At 41.8% G+C, this 16,076-nt stretch carries 13 protein-coding genes and 1 riboswitch; all 13 genes read left to right on the top strand.

Annotated elements, in window-relative coordinates; all coding sequences use genetic code 11:
- Positions 1-89 precede the first annotated feature (89 nt).
- The 13 genes from EUAN_RS08075 (at position 90) to EUAN_RS08135 (ending at position 16,074) form a co-directional block, all read left to right on the top strand.
- The gene (locus EUAN_RS08075; protein ID WP_211266329.1) at positions 90-1,931 is read left to right on the top strand and encodes a polysaccharide biosynthesis protein; all 1,842 of its coding nucleotides are present in this window, start codon (positions 90-92) and stop codon (positions 1,929-1,931) included.
- Between the two features lie 24 nt (positions 1,932-1,955).
- A complete protein-coding gene (locus EUAN_RS08080; RefSeq protein ID WP_071063513.1) occupies positions 1,956-2,792 on the top strand; it encodes a CpsB/CapC family capsule biosynthesis tyrosine phosphatase in 837 nt (278 codons plus the stop codon).
- A 19-nt stretch (positions 2,793-2,811) separates the two neighbouring features.
- Complete coding sequence (locus tag EUAN_RS08085) at positions 2,812-3,717, top strand: LCP family protein (RefSeq protein WP_071063515.1); 906 nt, start codon at positions 2,812-2,814, stop codon at positions 3,715-3,717.
- Between the two features lie 217 nt (positions 3,718-3,934).
- Positions 3,935-4,023, top strand: a riboswitch (cyclic di-GMP riboswitch).
- Positions 4,024-4,035: 12 nt separating this feature from the next.
- Positions 4,036-5,922 carry a right-handed parallel beta-helix repeat-containing protein gene (locus tag EUAN_RS08090; RefSeq protein WP_071063518.1) on the top strand — a complete coding sequence of 629 codons (1,887 nt, stop codon included), beginning with the start codon at positions 4,036-4,038 and terminating at the stop codon, positions 5,920-5,922.
- A 159-nt stretch (positions 5,923-6,081) separates the two neighbouring features.
- A complete protein-coding gene (locus EUAN_RS08095; RefSeq protein ID WP_071063520.1) occupies positions 6,082-7,533 on the top strand; it encodes a lipopolysaccharide biosynthesis protein in 1,452 nt (483 codons plus the stop codon).
- A 35-nt stretch (positions 7,534-7,568) separates the two neighbouring features.
- Positions 7,569-8,174, top strand: a complete 606-nt coding sequence (locus EUAN_RS08100) for a sugar transferase (protein WP_071063522.1) — start codon at positions 7,569-7,571, stop codon at positions 8,172-8,174.
- Between the two features lie 31 nt (positions 8,175-8,205).
- Positions 8,206-9,066 carry an NAD-dependent epimerase/dehydratase family protein gene (locus EUAN_RS08105; protein WP_071063524.1) on the top strand — a complete coding sequence of 287 codons (861 nt, stop codon included), beginning with the start codon at positions 8,206-8,208 and terminating at the stop codon, positions 9,064-9,066.
- Positions 9,056-9,946, top strand: coding sequence for a UTP--glucose-1-phosphate uridylyltransferase GalU (gene galU, locus EUAN_RS08110; RefSeq protein WP_071063526.1), 891 nt, complete (start codon positions 9,056-9,058; stop codon positions 9,944-9,946). The genes EUAN_RS08105 and galU overlap by 11 nt, the downstream gene beginning before the upstream one ends.
- Before the next feature lie 2 nt (positions 9,947-9,948).
- Positions 9,949-11,100, top strand: a complete 1,152-nt coding sequence (locus EUAN_RS08115; RefSeq protein WP_071063529.1) for a glycosyltransferase family 4 protein — start codon at positions 9,949-9,951, stop codon at positions 11,098-11,100.
- Between the two features lies 1 nt (position 11,101).
- On the top strand, positions 11,102-12,082 hold the full coding sequence (galE, locus tag EUAN_RS08120; protein ID WP_071063531.1) for a UDP-glucose 4-epimerase GalE: 981 nt from the start codon (positions 11,102-11,104) through the stop codon (positions 12,080-12,082).
- A gap of 92 nt (positions 12,083-12,174) precedes the next feature.
- On the top strand, positions 12,175-13,239 hold the full coding sequence (gene cobT, locus EUAN_RS08125; RefSeq protein ID WP_071063534.1) for a nicotinate-nucleotide--dimethylbenzimidazole phosphoribosyltransferase: 1,065 nt from the start codon (positions 12,175-12,177) through the stop codon (positions 13,237-13,239).
- 42 nt (positions 13,240-13,281) lie between these two features.
- Positions 13,282-14,793, top strand: coding sequence for a cardiolipin synthase (cls, locus tag EUAN_RS08130; protein WP_071063701.1), 1,512 nt, complete (start codon positions 13,282-13,284; stop codon positions 14,791-14,793).
- Positions 14,794-14,994: 201 nt separating this feature from the next.
- The gene (locus tag EUAN_RS08135; protein WP_071063536.1) at positions 14,995-16,074 is read left to right on the top strand and encodes a Fe(3+) ABC transporter substrate-binding protein; all 1,080 of its coding nucleotides are present in this window, start codon (positions 14,995-14,997) and stop codon (positions 16,072-16,074) included.
- Positions 16,075-16,076 lie beyond the last annotated feature (2 nt).

The following is a 16,076-nucleotide window of genomic DNA, read 5'->3' on the forward strand; positions in this document are numbered from 1 at the left end:
CAAAAGACCTGTAAAGTGAAAGTCTGAGTGAGGCGATAAAAATGGGGAGAATAGTTAAAAATAAGAGGACAAAAGCAGTTCTGCTTTTTATGCTGGATTTGCTTTTTGTAAATATTTCAGCGATACTTGCGCTGAAGGTTGGATTCAACTTTGAGTCTACATCTGAGTTTCTGAAGTACAGAGAGATACTCTTGGAGTACAGGCCAATTTACTCTGTCTTTGTACTAGGAGTATTTTATCTGTTTGGACTCTATGACAGTTTGTGGAAGTATGCAAGCATAAAGGAGTTTATATCTGTAATAACTGCATCTTTGTTTGGAGTTTTTCTTGTGTATTTAGCATTCAGGATGAGCTATATAGATATGGTGAGCAATTTCTACGTCATAAACGGACTTATGCTCATGGCGACCGCAGGTGGAATAAGGTTTGGGTATAGGATGCTTAGGGTTATAAAAGTATATATACCAAATAAATCATCAGGGTTTTTAAGCGGAAGTCGGTCGAGGGTGCTTATAATAGGAGCTGGAGATTCTGGCGTCATGACGGCGAAAGAGATACAGAGCCATATTCAAGACAGAAAAAAAGTTGTTGGATATCTAGACGACGATGAAGGCAAGATAGGAGAGCTTCTTCAAGGCGTGCCTGTGCTTTCGAAAATAAATGAAGTTGGACAAGTAGTGGATGAACTTGATATAGACGAAATCATAATTTCAATACCATCTCTGGGAAATAAGAGGCGTAGAGAAATTTTCGATAAATGCAAGAAATTAGATGTAAAGCTCAAGACAGTGCCAAGTCTATATGACCTCATAGATGGCAAGATAGAGATTGAAAGTATAAGAAATGTAGAGATAGAGGATCTTCTTGGAAGGGATCCGGTCGAGATTGACAACCCTGAGATAGAGAGATATGTATCTGGGAAGGTGATTCTAGTCACTGGAGGAGGCGGATCTATCGGATCTGAGCTTTGCAGGCAGATATCAAAGTTCAGGCCGTCGACACTTATAATCTTCGACATATATGAAAACAATGCGTACGATATTCAGAATGAGCTTAAAAGAAGTTATAGAGATGAACTAGACTTGAAAGTGCTTATAGGATCGATAAGAGATAGAGTTAGGCTTGAAGAAGTGTTTGCAAAATACAGGCCTAATTTGGTATTTCATGCAGCCGCTCATAAACACGTGCCTCTGATGCAGGAGAGTCCTTTTGAGGCTATAAAAAACAACTCTTTAGGAACATTGAACACAGCTGAAATTGCAGGTAGATATGGAGTAGAGCGCTTTGTGATGATATCTACAGATAAGGCTGTAAATCCGACCAACATAATGGGGGCGAGCAAAAGACTTGCTGAGATTTGTATACAGAACTTAAATCAAAAGTATATAAAAACAGAGTATATGGCTGTAAGGTTCGGGAATGTACTTGGGAGCAACGGGTCTGTAATACCGCTCTTTAAAAAGCAGATAGAACAGGGTGGCCCTGTGACTCTTACACATCCTGATATAATAAGGTATTTCATGACTATACCTGAGGCTGTCCTATTGGTTCTTCAGGCAGGATCTATGTCTGTCGGAGGCGAGATATTTGTCTTGGATATGGGAGAGCCTGTAAAGATATTAAACTTGGCAAAAGACCTTATAAGACTCTCAGGGTTTGAGCCATATGAGGACATAAGTATAGAGTTCGTAGGACTCAGACCCGGTGAAAAGCTCTATGAAGAATTGATGCTAAGTGAAGAGGGAGTAATGGATACGCTTCACAAGAAGATATTTGTAGTACACCCAGTTGAGATGGATTCAAGTGAAGTAGAGAAGGCGATGCAGTCCATAAACGAGGCGCTTGCGAGCAAGGATCTTGAGCTTATGGAGCAGCGAATAAAAGAGCTTATACCTAAGTACAGAGGAATTACAGATACTAAAAGTGACTAAATAGAAATGGAGAGTTATTCAAAGATGATAGATATACATTGCCATATAGTGCCTGGAGTGGACGATGGGCCAGACAGCGCTGAAGAAGCCAAGCAGATGATAGAAATGATGTATAATGACGGGATAAGGGGGGTAGTGGCCACTTCTCACAGAAATCACCCACTGGACTTTGGAGCAACGAGAGTTTACGAGGAGTCGCTAGCAGAGATAAAGAGTATGGCAAGCGAATTGTATCCCGGCTTTAAAATATACAGCGGGGCTGAGTTTTTTGTGAGAGACGGATACCTAGAGATACTGGACAGTCCACCATATGACTTCACAATAGAGGGGACAGACTGTGTACTGCTGGAATTTGAATCGGATGCAACCTACGAAAAAATATCTGACGCTGTGTACGAATTTACTATAAGGGGTTTTAAGCCGGTAATCGCACATATAGACAAGTATAGGGATATATGGAGTAGCGAGGAGAATATAGAGAAGCTGAGAGATGAGGGCGCATATATTCAAATAACGGGAGCTACTCTTGTGGGGAAGTATGGAAATACTATGGAGAGCACAATGAAGAAGCTTTTGAAAAAAGGTCATATAGATTTCATAGGCTCGGACGGTCACTCTCCAGAGAAGAGAAAGCCATTGCTTAAGAGAGCCTATAGAGTTGTCAGCAGGATATGCTCTAGAGCAGAAGCTGACAGACTCTTTGTGGAAAACCCGAGTTCAATGCTATCAGGTAAATCTGTTGAAAAGAAAGAGTCCAGAAGCTTTACGGAGCTATTTCTACACAGTTTGAAACTCTCACCTATAGTCGTAATAACTGTATTCATAATAGGAGCTATACTATACTACTTTTTAGGGTCTTAAAAATAGAGGGGCTGATTTTATGAAAAAAAAGATAATTGCTGTGATCGCAGTGTTTTCGATTTTGATTGGAGTAGTTGCAGGGGCATATGTATTCCTAGGGGGCGGCACAGATTCACCAGGGCCAGTTTCGGAGAAGCCAGAGGACAGTCCGAAGATGGACGACAAGCAAGAAGGTGAAGATACTCCAGAAGTAGAAGCAGATGATGTTGAAGAAGCAAAAGGAGATATAACGTTCTTGCTGATGGGAGTAGACGACGGAGAGAGAACAGATACACTCATGGTGTGCAAGTACTTTGAGAAAACAGGGAAGGTAGCGGTGCTTTCTGTGCCTAGAGACACAAGAACACTGATTCCAGGATATGGGCTGGACAAAATAAACCATGCCCATGCTTACGGTGGAGCGGATCTTTCGTTGGCCTCAATAAATAATTTGCTTGATATGGACATAGAATACCATGTGAGAGTGGATTATAAGATAGTGGAAGAAGTGGTCGATGTGCTAGGGGGCATAGAAGTAGATGTTCCAAGCGGTATAGAAGGTCTTGAGCCTGGAGTTCAGACACTAGACGGAGGACAAGCAGAGCTGTTCTTAAGACATAGAAAAGGATACTACAATCAAGACCTAGGCAGAATAAAAGCCCAGCAGGAATTCATAAAGAGCCTTGTATCTAAGATGGCTGAAACTAGAAATATAGTCAAGATATCTTCTATGATAAAATCTAGTTTAAACCATGTTGAGACTAATGTGCCGTTAAGCACAGCACTGGGCTATGCTTTGAAGCTAAGAGGACTGGACATATCGGAACTCCAGATGGAGACCCTACCAGGTACACCAGGCATGATAAACGGGATATCTTATATAATCGTAGACCAGGAAGAGATTCCGGGAGTTGTAGAACGACTATTCTTGAATAGCGACATTTAAAAAAGAGAAGGCATGCCTTCTCTTTTGTGACTACAGAACTAAAAAACGTAGTTAACAATAAAAAGCTTTACTTTGTAATTTTTGTGATGTAGAATGTCTTTAGTAATAAGAATTCCAGCAAAAAAGTTAACAGAAAATTATAAAAAAATATAAACTTAACTTTTGTAGTGACGATATATATAGTGTAAACAATACAATATAATATATTACTTTAACTCTGGTTAAAGGGCAAACTAGCTGAAAGGCTAGGACGCAAAGTCAAACAGACCTAAAGAACGAAAGTTCTATGGTGGCTGGATTACCAAGGAGGAAATAAAAATGAAAAAGAGAATTTTGAGTTTGACATTGGTGAGCGTTATGGCATTGGGAATGATCAGTTCTATACCTGTAGAGGCAAGAGGCTTTAGAAGTTTCAAAACAATCAAGAGAAAGCCAACGCCTGTAGTGGTGCAGCCTGTCGAGCCAGTGGTTGAGGAGACGAAGCCAGTGCAGACTGAAGTTACTAATACAGAGAATGCAACGACAGGAGAAACACAGTTGGGATCAGCGATAGATACATCAGCAGTAAATGTAATTGATTTTGGAGCTGTGGCAGATGCAAACTACTACAACCCGAGCAATGGAAACTACTACGCTGATGCGGCTTTCACAAAGCCTGCAACAGACGCAACTCAAGCTATAAACAGTGCTGTAAAGCATGCGAGTCAAAATGGAATACAAAAAGTCGTAATCCCTTCAGGAAATTACCTGATAAAAGCAGAAGGCGTTTCCGCTACTGGAATAGAAGGGGACTACGCTAAAACAGGTGGAATACTTTTGCAGAGCAATATGACACTTGAGATGTCTAGCAATGCTGTTCTGGTTACAAATACTGTTAACAAGCCTGGATACTCACTGATAACTGTAAACAACAAGTCGAATGTAAAAATCGTAGGTGGAAAGCTTGTAGGAGATAAAGATACACATCCAGCTAACACTCACAATGCATGCTATGGAATAAGCATAATTAATGGATCTAAAAACATATATGTAGATGGGACAGAAATCACCAAGATGGAAGATGATGGTATTATGATTACAGACTATGCCATAGATCAAAGTGGAGGAACTAGATCAAGTGATATAGAGATTAGAAATGTAAAAAGTCATAATAATGGAAGACAGGGGCTAACTATAGCAACTGGATCTAATATAAAAATACTGAACAGCGAATTTTCAAATCAGACAAAACACGAACCGAAGAGCGGTATCGATATAGAGATAGAGAGCTACGATCATGTTGGAGTTAAAAACGTTGAAATATCGGGAAACAAATTTGAAGGCAATGCATTTTCAGGAGTGCTTTTCAGCAATATGTTCAATGATAGGCCGAACAGCATGTCTGAAAACATAAAGATAAATGGAAACACAATAAATGGGTCAAGACATGGAATACTTGCAGAAGGCAAGTCAAATGGACTTGATATGTCCAACAACAACATAACTGTAAACAACTATAACGTTGGACAGTCATCTGTAGCCGTAGGAACACTTTCGGCAGAGTCTAGCGGAGTTGTAATAAGTGGAAACAACATAATCTCAGACGACAGCAAGGCACATACAAGCATGGGTGTTTACAGCACAACTCCTGGGGTGTCTATAAATGGAAACAATCTAGTTGGTCAAAATGTAGGGATGATGCTAAGTGGTGGCGGAGAGCAAATCGTTGGGAACAAGATTTCAAAAGTGCTCGCAACAGGAATCCACATTTCAGGTTCGAACCAAAATATATCTGAAAATGAGATAAGTGTTTCAGGAGCAGCACATCTTTCTAGCGACTCTTATCACAATGTGATATACGCAGCTTATGCAGAAAACCTTGCTATAAAGAACAACAACTTCCACGATATGAAAAGCTATGGAATAAACCTTGCAGAGGGAGTTAGAAATACTGAGGTATCAGGAAACACTATGAAGAACATAGGTACAGAAGCATTCCCTAATAAGAACAGCTTCTTGCACATTGCAAGTGAAAACACTGGAATAAACGTGACAGGCAATACTTTTGACAGAGGAGCATACCCAACGCTTTATCTAGGGATAAGCTATGCAAACTCTGTAAAGGGAGCTAACAGCTTCACTAATAACGAGATAATAGGGTTTAGCAGCTATGGATATGGAATGAATGACGGCGGCTTTGTTTTCCAAGGAAACAAAGGAATATAGTTTAAATAAAAAAAGATACGACACGATTTAATTGGTGTCGTATCTTTTTTTATTTTGCCATAATCGAGCTGAATTGCTAGTCTGTTTAATCTAAGGGTCAGAGGGTATCAATATGACTAAGTTAAAATACTTATCTAAGTTCGAGAGGAAGCTCAAAAAATGAAAACAGAGATAACAAAATCAAAGGTTCTTTACTCAATGGCTTGGAAGTTGATGGAAAGAGGAGGAGCGCAGCTAGTACAGGCAGCAGTTCAAATTTTATTGGCTAGGTTTTTGATGCCTGAAGAATATGGACTTATAGTTTTGGTGAGTACTTTTATAGTTATTGCGAATGTGTTTTTAGAAAGTGGTCTGAATATAGCTCTTATACAGAAAAAGAATGTAGATGAGGCGGACTTCTCCTCTGTTTTTTACCTTAACCTGTCTATTTCAGTACTCCTGTACATAGTGCTGTTTGTGTCTGCTCCCTATATAGCTGATTTTTACAATGATGAAAGAATAGTTTCTGTGGCAAGAGTTCTGTCTCTGACGCTTTTTATCGGTGGATTCAGCTTGTGTCAAGGAGCGTATCTCTCTAGGAATATGATGTTCAGGGAGTTGTTTAAAAGCACATTGCTAGGCACAGTATTAGCAGGGATAGTAGGTGTGCTTGCTGCGTACATGGGGTTAGGTGTATGGGCACTTGTTTTGAACAATCTTATAAAGCAATTAATAGTCGCTATAGTGATTTGGTTCACTGTAAAGTGGAGGCCGAAACTTGTATTTTCAGTAGACAAGATAAAGACGCTATTTTCATATAGCTCCAAAATAATGGCTTCAAACATGATCTATACTTTTTATGAAAACATTATAAATCTAATAATCGTAAGGGCCTATAACTCAGCAACACTTGGGTTCTACAACAGAGGGAATAATCTGCCAAAGCTGATAATGACCAATATAAATGAATCAATACAGGCGGTTATGCTTCCTACGCTATCCCATTATCAAGAGGATATAGCGAAAGTCAAGAACATGCTCAAGAGGACTATACTCACCTCAACCTTTGTCATATTTCCAATGATGGCAGGTTTAGCCGCAGTGGGAGAACCTGTAATCAGGATTTTGCTCACTGAAAAGTGGATGAAAGCTGTGCCGTTTTTACAGATATTCTGCCTTTATTATGCCCTATGGCCCGTTATGACTCCAAACCTTCAGGTCATAATGGCACTTGGAAGGAGCGATATAATTTTAAAGCGAGAGATTGTAAGCACTACGATGGGCATAATGATACTGCTTGTAAGTGTTCCAAGAGGAGTATATGCAATAGCGTTTGGGCTTGTGCTGAGCTCCTTGATAGATATATTGATAGTTACAAGGCTAGTATTTAAGCTGACAGGCTACGGTCATGCTGAACAATTTAAGGACATACTGCCTTCCCTAATGGCTTCGATTGCAATGGGAGCTGTAGTTTACTGTATAAACTTCTTGGACATTGCAGACTGGCAAAAACTTATGTTCCAAGTTGTCACAGGGGTTACTGTATACATAGGTATTGCTAGAATATTTAGGATTGAGAGTCTAGGCTATCTAATTGCAACAATAAAGCAGCTTAGGGGAAACAGGGATTGATACAAAATATATTGAATATACAGGATGTGATCTAAATGTACATGAAGTTCAAGAGAGCAATGGATATAGTTATTTCAGGACTTGGAATAATAGTGATTTCTCCAATAATAATCGCACTGCTTATTCTTATAAAGCTGGACTCACCGGGGCCTATACTTTTTAGACAGAAGCGGGTGGGCATAAACAGAGGCAATTTCGACATACTGAAGTTCAGAACCATGAGCATAGATACTCCGAAAGACACTCCGACCCATATGCTTGAAAATCCTGAACAGTATATAACTAAAGTGGGAAAGGTGCTAAGGAAGACAAGTCTTGACGAGCTGCCACAGATATTCAACATACTTAAAGGAGAGATGAGCATAGTTGGGCCTAGACCCGCCCTATGGAACCAGTATGATCTTTTAGACGAGAGAGACAAGTACGGGGCAAATAACATAAGGCCTGGACTTACAGGCTGGGCGCAGATACACGGAAGAGATGAGATAAGCATAGAGGAAAAAGCCAAACTAGATGGCTACTATGTTGAAAATATGGGGATTGGAATGGACTTGAAATGCTTTTTCGGAACCTTTGTGGCAGTAGTGAAAAGCGAAGGTTTTGCAGAAGGCGGAGGCCAAAACAAGAAAAACTCAAAATAGTCTATTCAGATGCGAGATAGGAGGTGCAGGTATGAAAAAACTTCTGATAACAGGGACAAGCAGCTACATTGGGAATTCTCTAGAAAGCTGGCTTAAAAAAAGCGATGAAAAGTACATGGTGGACAAGATATCCCTAAGGGGAGAAAGCTGGAAAGACGTGGATTTTTCGAACTACGACTCGGTTTTTCATGTTGCAGGAATAGTTCATATAAAGGAAACACCTGAAAACAGGGACTCTTATTACAAGGTCAACAGAGACTTGGCCTTTGAAGTGGCCAAAAAGGCGAAAGCGGAAGGGGTCAAGCAGTTTGTGTTCTTGAGCACTATGAGTGTGTACGGTCTTGAAAGCGGAATCATAGACAGGAATACTCCAATGAGTCCTAACACTAGCTATGGGAAGTCCAAAATTCAGGCTGAAGAGCTACTAGAGGATCTTAGGGAAGAGTGCTTTAAAGTGGCAGTCTTAAGGCCGCCTATGGTCTACGGAAAAGGGTGCAAGGGCAACTATCCTAAGCTGGCGAAGCTTGCCAGAAAAATACCTATATTCCCACAGATAGAGAACAGTCGGAGCATGGTGTACATAGACCATCTCTCTGAATTTACAAGACACCTTATAGACGACGAAAGAGACGGGCTTTTTTTTCCTCAAAACAGCGAGTATGTCTGTACAAGTGAAATGGTTAAGCTTATAGGAAAGCATAATGGAAAGAAAATAATGATGACAAGGCTGCTCAATCCAATTATACGAGTACTTAAGACAGGGACAGTTGAGAAAGTCTTTGGGAGCCTTACTTACGATAAAAAGATGTCAGAGTACGGAAAAGACTATCAGCTGTTTGAGTTTGAAGACACGATAGAGGCGACTGAGAGGGGGAATAGAGATGAAAGTTAGGAAGGCTATTATACCAGCTGCGGGTCTTGGCACAAGGTTTTTGCCTGCCACAAAGGCCCAGCCAAAGGAGATGCTGCCGGTGGTCGACAAGCCTACTCTGCAGTATATAATTGAAGAAGCTGTAGATTCAGGCATAGAGGAGATACTGATAATAACAGGAAGAAACAAGAAGAGTATAGAGGACCATTTCGACAGGTCTATAGAGCTCGAGATAGAGCTTGAAAAAAAGGGTAAGACAAAGATGCTTGAGGAAGTTAGAAGGATATCCGACATGGCCGATATATACTATATAAGACAGAAAGAGCCTAAGGGTCTAGGCCATGCTGTAAGCTGTGCCAGAAGCTTTATAGGAGACGAACCTTTTGCGGTGCTTTTAGGAGACGATATAGTATATTCTGAAAAGCCCTGCCTTAAACAGATGATAGAAGTGTACAATGAGTACAAGACAACTATACTGGGAGTTCAGGAAGTGGAAAAATCAGAGGTCAGTAAGTACGGAATAGTGGAAGGAAAAGCAATCGAAGAAGGTGTCTACAAGGTTAAGGATCTTGTGGAGAAACCTAAAGTTGAAGAAGCACCTTCAAATGTGGCCATATTGGGAAGGTATATTTTAAGCCCGGATATATTTGAGATTCTGGAGAACACACCGCCAGGAGTCGGGGGAGAGATACAGCTTACAGATGCATTGAAGAGTCTTGCCAAGATAGAAGCTGTGTATGCGTATGTATTCGAAGGCAAGCGATATGACGTTGGGGATAAGCAAGGGTTCTTGGAGGCCACTGTTGAGATGGCCTTGAGGAGAGAAGACTTAAGGGAAGGGCTGATGAAATACCTTAAGACTATAGTGGAAGCAGAAATACAAGAGGATAAGGAGATATAAAGATGAAGATTCTATATGTCGCAAATGTATATCGCCATATAACGTCCTTTCACATGCCCTATCTTAAGTGGCTGAAAAGTCAGGGATTTGAGGTCCATGTAGCTGGAAGCGGAGACGAGAGCATTCCTAAGTGGACGGATGTGCCTTATGTGGACAAGAATTTTGACATATCGATAAAGCGGTCACCCTATAGCTTTCAGAATATAAAGGCGTACAAGCAACTTAAAGGGATAGTTGAGTCGGAAAAATACGATATAGTTCACTGTCATACTCCTATGGGGGGAGTGCTGGGAAGACTTGCCTCTAGAGGACTTAGGAAACAGGGAACGAAGGTAATATATACTGCCCATGGCTTTCACTTTTGCAAAGGGGCACCGAAAATAAACTGGTTAATCTACTATCCTGTAGAGAGATTCTTGTCAAGATATACAGATGTGCTTATAACTATGAACAAAGAGGACGCTGATATTGTACAAAAGTTCAAATGTAGAGAGCATTACTCCATTCCAGGCATAGGCTTTGATGTAGCAAAATTTAAAAATGTGGAAGTAGATAAAGAGAAAAAGAGAGAAGAGTTAGAGATCCTCGAAGAGGAGTTTGTAGTCATATCTGTAGGGGATTTAACTAAGAGGAAAAATCATCAAAGCGTTATAAAGGCGATTTCAAAGCTGGACAGCTCAGATATAAAGTATATAATATGCGGAAAAGGTGTGCTAGAGCATGAGCTTAAGCAGTTGTGCCTTGAGCATGAGCTTAGCGAAAAAGTGATTTTTCTAGAGTATAGGACTGATATAAATGAGATACTGAAATCTTCAGATGTCTTCGTATTCCCTTCGCTTCACGAAGGTCTAGCTATAGCGGGACTGGAGGCCATGGCGGCTGGAGTTCCAGTGGTGGCGTCTAATAGACGAGGCGTATCGGATTACTGCATAGATGAGAAGACGGCACTTCTGTGTGAACCTATGGATTCGGACTGTATTGCAAGGTCGATAAGCAGAATCAGAAACGAGAAAGGTCTTGCAGAGAGGCTTACAGAAGAAGCACGTAAAGCTATAGAGAAGTTTGACATTTCAAACGCCATGAGTGAAATGCAGAATATATATATAAAGGTGGCTCCTGAACTTTTTAAGGAGAAGAAAGCAGAGGGGAATTGAGATGAGCATTTTGGTTACAGGAGGAGCAGGATACATAGGCTCTCACACAGTAAAATACCTCCAGCATAAGGGGGAAGATGTAGTCGTAGTAGACAACCTGCAAAGCGGGCATAGAAGCTCTGTAGATGTTGAGAGCTTTTACAAAGCAGATATAAGGGACAGGGATTCGATGGACAGAATATTCCAAAAACATGCAGTAAAAGAAGTTGTACACTTTGCGGCAAACTCAATAGTAGGAGAGAGTATGAAGGATCCATATAGCTACTACCATAACAACGTATATGGTACACTGTGCTTGCTGGACTCTATGAAAAAAAATGGGGTTTACAATATAGTGTTTTCTTCAAGTGCAGCTGTATACGGCGAGCCCGATCGGATTCCCATTGTGGAGTCTGCAAAAACAATTCCGACCAATGCTTACGGAGAGACAAAGCTTGTTATAGAAAATATGATGAAGTGGTTTGAAGTGGCGCATGGAATAAAGCATGTATCGCTAAGGTACTTTAATGCAGCAGGGGCCGAGGGGAGCATAGGTGAGGACCATAGCCCTGAAACACATCTCATACCTATTCTGCTTCAGAAGCTGCTAGGACAGAGGGAGAAGGTATTTCTATTTGGGGACGACTATGAGACCGAGGATGGAACATGTATAAGAGACTATGTTCATGTGCAGGACTTGTCAGCTGCCCACTATCTGTCTATAAATTACCTTAGAAATACTGGGAAGAGCGATATATTCAACTTGGGGAATGGAAGAGGATACTCTGTAAAAGAAGTCCTGAAATCTGTAGAGAGAGTTACGAAAGCAACTATAGATCATGAAGTCAAAGACAGGAGAGTCGGAGATCCTGACGTGCTTATAGCTTCCTCCGAGAAGGCCAAATCTGTTTTAGGCTGGAACCCTGAATTTGGAGATATCGAAAAAATCATAGGTGACGCATGGACATGGCATAGAAAAAATCCAAATGGATACAAAGATTAGTCAAAGCGGCTACGGTGATGATATAATAAGCATTATGTCACAGGTAGCCGCTTTGCTACATAAAATAAACACTGAAAGAGGGATTGCAGTAGATGAACAAACTAGATACGATAATAGAAAAGATAGTTCCAGCAGACGAGAGCGCAAAAGAGAGTGCCTCTGCTAGGGTGGACTCCCTTATAAAGCCGATAGGAAGCCTCGGAAGGCTGGAGGACTTGGCGGTACAGCTTGCAGGAATAACTGGGAGAGTGAACAACAGTTTCGAAAAAAAATGCACTGTGGTTATGAGCTCAGACAACGGAGTGGTGGAAGAGGGCGTGGCCTCTAGTCCGCAGGAGATAACGGCTATGCAGACTGTAAACATGCTCAAGGGAATAACAGGGATAAGCGTGCTTTCGAAAGCCGCAGGAAGCGACATAAGAGTTGTAGATATAGGTGTAAAGTCGGACTTGGATTACCCAGGGCTTTTAGTTAGAAAGATAAAGCACGGCACTGACAACATGGCTAAAGGGCCTGCAATGACTAGGGATGAGGCCATAGCTTCTATAGAGGCTGGCATAGAGATAGTGGAAGAGCTTGTAGCGGAAGGCTACAGCATCCTCGGAACAGGGGAGATGGGAATAGGAAACACCTCGACTTCAAGTGCTGTGGCTATGGTGCTTACAGGGTGTGGAGAAGAGGCGATAGGAAAGGGAGCAGGGCTTGACGATGAAGCTTACAGAAAAAAGAAAGAGGTAATATCGAATGCTATAAGCTTGAACAGACCTGATTCTTCAGACCCTATAGATGTGCTCTCAAAAGTAGGGGGACTGGACATAGGCGGACTTACGGGCTGCTTTTTAGGAGCGGCATACCACAGGATCCCAGTATTCGTAGACGGAGTGATTTCAGCCGTGGCGGCGCTTTTGGCTTGCAGGCTAAATCCCAATGTAAAGGGCTATATTCTTCCGTCCCATATCTCCATGGAGCCGGCCTACCGTATAGTGATGGAAGAGCTTGGACTCAGACCGTTTCTAGATATGGACATGAGGCTAGGAGAGGGCAGCGGATGTCCCATGGGATTTCAAATAGTGGACATGGCCTGCGCAATGATGAACAATATGGCCACATTTGACGAGATATCGCTGTCTGATGATTTCTTGGTAGACATAAGATAGGAGATCCAAGGGGGGAGAAACTTGCGAAAACTTTTCAACTTGATGTTTCACAGAGCCGTGCTTACAGCCATGGCTCTTTTTGTACAGATTACATTTTTGATAGTCATAATAATCGAGTTCAGGCATTACTTCGCCTTTTTCTATGCAGGGAGCATAGTGCTGAGCATAGTTGCAGTTGTGCTGATAATAAACAGCGACATGACCTCGGGCTACAAGATAGCTTGGATGATTCCAATCATGCTGTTCCCTATATTCGGAGGGCTTTTCTATATCTTTTTCGGAGGAAAGAAGCTCAGCAAGAGGGTAAGGCGGAAGATGAACTCAGTAGAGCTGAAGTTAAAGGAAGCTCTTGCGGAAAAAGGCACAACTATAGATGCACTTGAGAGTGAATGCAGTTCGGCCGCAAATCAGGCCAAGTATATACAGGACTATGCGTACTCGCCCCCGTATAACAACACTCTCACAAAGTACCTTCCATCTGGTGAGGCCAAGTTTAAAGTTCTGAAAGAAGAGCTTAGAAAAGCCAAGAGGTATATATTTATGGAGTACTTCATAATAGAAGAGGGCAAGATGTGGGGAGAAATACTGGAGATACTCGAGGCGAAAGTCGCCGAAGGCGTAGACGTAAGAGTTATGTATGACGACGTAGGCTGTATAACTAAGCTTCCGAAAGGCTATGACAAGCTGCTTGAGTCGAAGGGCATAAAATGCGCTGTATTCAACCCTTTTGCCCCAGTGCTGTCTTCACGGCTCAACAACAGAAACCACAGAAAGATAACTGTAATAGATGGCCATACGGGGTTTACAGGAGGCATAAATCTAGCTGATGAGTATATAAATGAATACGAGAAGTTCGGACATTGGAAAGACACCGCTATAATGCTTAAAGGGGAGGCCGCCTGGAGTCTTTCGGTGATGTTTCTTTCGCTCTGGGACTATGTAAATGAAATAGACGAGGACTACTCGCTGTTCAAGCCTCTAAGAGAGGAGCTTCAAGACTTTGGGGACGGATATGTACAGCCATTTGCAGACAACCCGCTTGACGAAGAGCCTGTGGGAGAGTCTGTATACTTGAACCTGATAAATAGGGCCAATAAGTATGTGTATATAACTACGCCGTACCTCATAATAGATACCGAGATGGTTGTGGCGCTTTCAGTGGCGGCCAAGTCAGGTGTAGACGTGAAGATAGTCACTCCGCATATAGCAGACAAGAAGATAGTCCACTCTATGACAAGATCGTACTACCCAATACTTCTGAGAAATGGAATAAAGATATACGAGTATACACCAGGTTTTATACATGCCAAGTCTTTTGTGGTAGACGACGAATACGGCGTGGTGGGAACTATAAATATGGACTACAGAAGTCTCTACCTTCACTATGAGTGCGGTGTATGGCTTTACAAGACTAGTTCGGTGGATGACATAAAGAGTGATTTTTTAGATACATTAAAGCTGTGCAGAGAGTACACTTTAGAAGATGTGGAAAAGACTCCGATCTACAAGATTGTAGGGAGGTCTGTGATGAGGGTGCTAGCGCCACTTATGTAGACAATATATTTGAATATAGAACAAAATACCCATATCGCTTTGAGATGGGTATTTTTTAATGTCTGAAAAGCCATCGTGATATCTGGGAAAAATAATCTACACTATTCCTATTAAAATAATGTGGATTTTTGAAAAAGGCTATGTTATATTAATAGGAGTGAACTGATAATAATTATCAATACAAATAAGGAGGAATACAGGATGAATTTATTTAAGAAAAAGCTAGGGCTTCTAGCCGCAACAGCGGCGATAGGCTCGATGGTGCTTGCAGGATGTACAGGAGGAAGCGGAAGCGAGAGTGAAAGCAGTTCAACTGAGAAAAAGGAAGCTGGAGTGCTGAATATATACTCAAGCAGACACTATGACACAGATCAAGAGCTATACAAGATATTCGAACAAGAGACAGGAGTAAAGATCAACGTAGTAGAGGGAAAAGGCGACGAGCTTATAGAGAGATTAAAGAGAGAAGGGAAGGACACAGAGGCCGATCTGCTTGTAACTGCAGATGCTGGAATGCTGCACAAGGCCAAGACAGAAGGGCTTTTCCAGAGCATAGAGAGCGAAACGATAGAGAAAAACATAGAGGAAAAGCTGTTAGATCCTGACAGGGAGTGGGTAGGGCTTACAAAGAGAGCAAGGGTTATAGTCTACGACAAGAACAGTGTGGACCCATCAGAGCTTTCGACTTACGAGGATCTTGCAAGCGAAAAGTGGAAAAACGAGATACTTATAAGGTCTTCTGAGAATATATACAATCAGTCGATAATGGCATCTTTCCTGGAGCTGAACGGAGAAGAAGCTGCTAAGAACTGGGCGTCAGGCATAGTTTCCAATATGGCCAGAGAGCCTCAAGGCGGGGATACAGACCAGGTGAAAGCTGTAGCAGCTGGGGAAGGCAAGATAGCAGTTGCAAACACCTACTACGTGGGAAAACTTATAAACTCATCTGACCCAGAGGAAGTAAAAGTGGGAGAGAGTGTAGGCGTATTCTTCCCTAATCAGGAGACTACAGGGACTCATGTAAACGTAACTGGTGCAGGGATCATAAAGACATCCAAGAATGCGGAAAACGCGTTGGCGTTTCTGGAGTTCTTAAGCGGAGAGAAAGCCCAGAGGCTATTTGCAGACTCTAACTCTGAGTATCCTGGGAACCCTTCAGTGGAGCCTTCAGAGACTCTAAAGGCTTGGGGTGAGTTCAAAGAGCAGGATATAAATTTGGCCATACTTGGGGAAAGAAACAGCGAAGCTGTAAAGATAATGAACGAAGTGGGTTGGAAGTAAGC

This window comes from Andreesenia angusta (genome assembly GCF_001855385.1).
GTDB classification, from domain to species: domain Bacteria; phylum Bacillota; class Clostridia; order Tissierellales; family Gottschalkiaceae; genus Andreesenia; species Andreesenia angusta.